We start from the raw sequence: 5,576 nt of genomic DNA, 5'->3' as shown, positions 1-5,576 counted from the left end.
ATCCGTTGAGCAGTTAGAAGAGTTATTACATAAATTATTAAATGAAGGAGAACTAATCATTAATTGGAATCGTAAAATTAAAAACAAAGGCAATGCCGTTTATTAAATCAAGCTGCGTAGCAGCTTAGTAGGTGTGATGGAACACCGGGAGTGGTGAGACGATGAGCATCTTTTTCCATGAACAACTTTATCGTAGCGATGCAGTCATGTCGAAGCTGAAGGATTTTCCGGTAACGATTTGTGGCGCAGGGGCCTTGGGGGCGAATTTAACTGAGAATCTCGCTCGTGCTGGGTTGGGTAAGCTTAAGGTGATTGATTGCGATCGCATTGAAGAACGGAATCTCTCGACTCAACCCTATTATCGTTCTGATGTGGGAGCATTCAAAGCTAAGATTTTGGCGAATAATTTATATCGGGCAATTGGGACAAAGGTAGACGTTGAAATCAAAGAATTGTCTGCGACTAATACTACTCAATTATTGAAAAAAAGTGGATTGATTGTTGATGGATTTGACAATAGCAAATCCCGTCAGACGGTGAAGGATTACGCCGATCAAACGGGGATTCCATGCCTTCATGTTGGACTTTCTTCTGATTATGCAGAAGTAATTTGGAATCAGGTTTATCGAGTTCCTTCTGATGTGAATGATGATGTTTGTGATTATCCACTCGCGCGTAATTTGGTGATGCTAACGGTTGCTGTCGCCTGTGAGGTAATTATTTCTTTTATTACGACTAACCAACAACGGAACTTCACAATTACCCTGAAGGATTTAAGTGTTCGCTCACTCAAGGAATAAAGCTAAATCCTGATTCTTCATTATTTCTATTTCTTTAAGCTCTATTAAATGTTCGGGTTGCAGTAACTCCCTTTGTTGTCATGGTCATGATCATTTGATCGTTGGTGAATTGTATGGAAAAAGTGTATTTTCCGGCAATTTGTACAGTCATGGGGAAATCCTTATTTAATTAATAGAGTACCCATTACCAAGATTACACTCAGTTGCTCAAAGCTCAAACCCCCATCCACAAGATTAAACGGTTTCGGTTTTTCTAAGTTTAAAAAATAGATTGAATTAACGTTAAATCTAAATAACTTTTTTCAGGAATATCCCCCGCTAATACCGTGAACGGTTGATTAGGTTCACCCAAATGATTAACGACTAATACAGCATCAGTAAAATCTTGATTTTTTGTATAATCGTTGACAGTAATTATTGTTTTTAATCCAGCTTGTTTTGATGCTAAAAATCCATGATGGGAATCTTCAAATACCAGACAATCTGCTGAATTTAATCCTAATTTTTCTAATACATAAAAATAAATATCCGGGGCTGGTTTTTTAGCCGGAACAATATCCCCAGCCGCGATTATTTCAAACCAGTCTGGATGAATAGCTGTATTTTCTAATAAAGCTAAAACATTGGGTAAAGCACTCGTTGTTGCGATCGCTAACCTGATTTCCTTTTCTCTTGCTTCTTGAATTAACCGTTGTACCCCAGGACGCAAAGGAATTAAACCTTGATCTAATAATTTTCGATAATATTGATTTTTTAACTCATGCAAATTTACAATTAAATCATCTAAATTTTCCGTTGATAAAAAATTCGGTTCATATTGTTCAATATAATAACGAATACGCTCCTTTCCTCCCCCAATTGCCAATAATTTACCATAGGAATCAATAGACCAATTCCAAGGAATACCTACCTGATTAAAAGCTTGATTAAAAGCAACGCGATGACCATCCCGTTCCGTATCCGCTAACGTGCCATCCACATCAAAAATTAAAGCTTGTAGTTTTCCCATTTTCTTGTTCCTTATTTTTTATTAATTAAATTATATAGCAGGGAACAGGGAACAGGGAACAGGGAATATTACCCATTCGTAATTCGTAATTCGTAATTCGTAATTCCCTCTTCATAGATTATTGCTAACGGCTCGGTTTCGTCCTTGGGTTTTGGCTTGATAAAGTGCCTCATCTGCGGCATTAATTAAATCCAAAGGAACCCGATCTAAAGTCGGAATTAGGGTACAAATGCCAATACTCATCGTTACCCGTTGACTGATAGCAGAAGCACGATGAGGCAGATTAAACTGTTGAATTGCTTCTTGAATTTTCTCAGCCACTTGTAACGCACCTTCTTGATCCGTATGGGGTAAAATTACTACAAATTCTTCTCCTCCATATCGAGCCACTAAATCAATAGAGCGCTGAACCCCTTGCTGAAGTGCTTGAGCCACTTGTTGTAAACAAATATCCCCTTGAGAATGTCCGTAGGCATCATTATATTGTTTAAAATAATCAATATCACAAAGTAGTAAAGAAAGGGGACGTTGTTCTCGGATTAAACGATGCCATTCTTGATTTAAAATCTCATCAAAACAACGACGGTTAGCAATTCGGGTGAGTTGATCCACCATCGCTAAGTTTTGTAATTGTTGGTTAGCAAATTGCAATTGTTGATGAAGTTCCGACTGATGAATAGCGATCGCTAATTGAACAGCTAACTGCCTCAAAAGTTCAATCTCTAAAGCATACCATTCCCTCGACCCACCGCAATGATGGGCAACCAATAACCCCCATAAACCCTGATTTTGTAAAATCGGAACCACTAATTTGGCTCGAACTTGTAACTTTTCTAATAGCTCCAAATGACAACAATCAAGGTTTGCAGTATAGATATCGGAAGTCATCTTAACTGTGTGTTGTTCAAATGATTTATTCTGATTCTGCACAAAATAAGTATCCGTAATTTCCAGATTCAAAATCGATTTCCAACCCGCTCCCACAGACTCCTTAACTATTACACCACTCCAATCAGCATTAAACCGATAAATAATCACCCGATCCGTTTGTAAAAACTGCCGCACCTCAGCAACAGTCGTTTGTAGAATCTCATCTAAATCCAAAGACTCCCGAATCCGTTGGGTGATAGTATAAATCATCCGCTCCCGTTCAGCCTGTTGTTTTAACGCTTCTTCGGCTTGTTTGCGAATACTGATATCCGAAAAGGAAGTAACAACTGCATAAGGTTGAAATTGATCGGAATGAAATAAAGGTTGGGAATTAATCGAAATCCACGTCAAATCCCCATCCGGTTTATGAACACCCATAATCACGTCAAATTGGGGTTCTCCCGTGCGTAACGTCACCATCGCCGGATGGTTTTCTCCAGGGAAATCGGTACCATCATGTTGAATCGCCCACCAGCGTGAATCAATAGAAGTCCGGCCCATCATCTGATCAGAACTTAACCCTAAAATCCTTTCTGCGCTTTGATTACAAGCAACGATCTGACCATCTGCTTGCTGGAGAACAACCCCCTCACCCATAGCCGCAATCACAGACCGATAGCGCTCCTCGCTTTCCCGCAAGTCAATTTCTGAGCGTTTCTGAGCCGTAATATCCATCGCTACGCCGATCATACGGATGGCTTGACCCGATTCGTTATAGTAAACTTGTCCTTTATTACAGATCCAATGAACGGCTCCTTCCGCCAAAATAATCCGAAACTCGACATGATAATCATCTGTTTCTGACAACGCACAACGCACCGACTGATCCACTAACTCTCGATCCTCTGGATGCAGTATCTCTAAAAAGGCTTCATAGCTGCGATCATAAGGGCCAGATAAACCAAACATGAGTCGCAATTGATCCGAGTAGAGAATCTGATTTGTGAGAATATTCCAGTCCCAGGTTCCCATGCGAGATGCTTCTAACGCTAAGGATAGACGAGTTTCCCGTTCTCGCAGGGTTTCCTCCATCGCTTTGCGTTTTGTAATATCGGTATGGGTTCCAATCATCCGCAGGGGAAGACCTTCAGGGCTCCAGCTGAAAACTTGACCGCGATCAAGCATCCATTTATAGGTTCCGTCTTTACACAAAACCCGATGTTCACTAATATATTGTTCAGTTTCTCCTTGAAAATGTTGGTGAATATTGCGATAAACCATCTCAATATCATCAGGATGAACCCGGTTTTTCCATTCTTCTAGGGTATTGACAATTTCATGTTCTGCAAATCCCAGCATTTCTTTCCACCGTCGGGAGAAAAAGACTTGATTCGTTTGAGGTTGCCAATCCCATACCCCATCTCCATTGCCTTCTAGGGCATATTGCCAAAGGTCTTCACTGACTTTTAAAGCTTGTTGAGCCGCAATGCGATCGCTAATATCTTCAAAAATATATAACCGTCCAAAATAGCGATCGCTCTGATCTCGAATTTGGCTAGAAAAACGGCGAATTGTGCGTCCATCCGAAAAAGCAATTTCATCTTCTATTACCGTTCGATTATTCTCTGATTGTAAGGGTTTACAAGACTCAGCAAAAGCCGAAAGATCAGCAATTAAAGGAATACAATGGGGAATAATATCGTTATTTTTTAACACTCCTTCTAACATTTGACCTTCTAAGTGTTCAATCCCCCAAATTTCACAAAAACGATGATTAAAATAAAGAATATTATCCGTGCGATTATCAACAACAAAAAAAGCTAAATTAGACGTATCTGTCATTGAGCGTAATAACGCTTCTTTCCAGCGTAATTCTTGCTCGACGCGCTGACGTTCAATTAAAGAAGCTTGTTTTTCAGTAATATCTTTTTCATTCACCAGCAGCATGGGATGACCCGTCACCGGATCACGAGTACAACGCACATCTAATCCATGCCAACGAATCCCATTTAAAGTATAAACTTGAGTTTCAACACTAAAAACTGCACCAGATTGGGCGGTTAATCTTGCCGTTTCTCCAATATTGGGATCAACAAAATGACGAACAAACACATTATCCTCAGCCCTATTGGGATGTAGAGTATCCCCATAACAACGCAAAGCGGCGGGATTTTGCATTAAGGGCACCCCATTCAAAGTATAGAGGGAAATCATCACACTTGTATGATGCAGGACTTCTATGGAGCGCAATGTTTCGGGGGTATTTTCATTGACGACTTCTGTTATTCCTTCGACTAACATTGCCATTCGACCCGTTTCAATTTTAATTCCCGAACAAGTACAACGAACAGAAATCGGTTTTCCTTCAGGATAAAATGTCCAGGTTTCCGTAATAGTTTCTTCGTGTTGAAATTGTTGTAAATAAGTGTTTAAACGAATGCGAGTTGCTTCAGAAATATCTTTAAAATTTCGGTTAAGTAATTCTTCTCGATTGGTGGCATTCCAGATATGAAGGGCGGCTTTGTTTGCCCACCACATTTGTAAATTCTCAATATCAAAAATCCAGATTGGGGTTTGAAGTCGATCCCATCCTTTTAAATCCGATCTTGATACCGGAGATTCATCAACCGAATGGCAACAGCCACATTCTTCTGTAGAGACGTGCCTGGACTGATCCTGAGCGTAGGCTTTTGGCGCGTCTCTACGGGAGGAAGGTTGTAGAATCTGTTGTTGGAGTTGATGGAATTGCTCAAGAGGTTGATTCAGTTCTCGGTATTGGACAGCGATGGCTAAATGAATCGCCACTTGTTGCAGAAATTGAATTTCTACGGTTTTCCAGTGACGGGGACTGTGACATTGATGAACAATCAACAACCCCCAGAGATGGGGACCCGGAG

3 protein-coding genes are annotated in these 5,576 nt (G+C 40.3%); 1 reads left to right on the top strand and 2 read right to left on the bottom strand.

What is annotated here, in order from left to right:
- Positions 1-161 precede the first annotated feature (161 nt).
- Positions 162-800: a HesA/MoeB/ThiF family protein gene (locus IQ236_RS27235; RefSeq protein WP_193872319.1), complete on the top strand. Its 639-nt coding sequence runs from the start codon at positions 162-164 to the stop codon at positions 798-800.
- A 259-nt stretch (positions 801-1,059) separates the two neighbouring features.
- Here IQ236_RS27235 and IQ236_RS27230 read toward each other — a convergent pair whose 3' ends face one another.
- Positions 1,060-1,809, bottom strand: coding sequence for an HAD family hydrolase (locus tag IQ236_RS27230; RefSeq protein WP_193872317.1), 750 nt, complete (start codon positions 1,807-1,809; stop codon positions 1,060-1,062).
- A gap of 111 nt (positions 1,810-1,920) precedes the next feature.
- Entirely contained in the window at positions 1,921-5,550 is a 3,630-nt protein-coding gene (locus IQ236_RS27950) for a diguanylate cyclase domain-containing protein (protein ID WP_228041892.1), read from the bottom strand.
- Positions 5,551-5,576 lie beyond the last annotated feature (26 nt).

It is taken from the genome of Planktothrix mougeotii LEGE 06226 (genome assembly GCF_015207485.1).
In the GTDB taxonomy this organism is placed as follows: domain Bacteria; phylum Cyanobacteriota; class Cyanobacteriia; order Cyanobacteriales; family Microcoleaceae; genus Planktothrix.
Note: the sequence above shows the minus strand (reverse complement) of the source record. Positions and strands in the feature narration are given on the sequence as shown.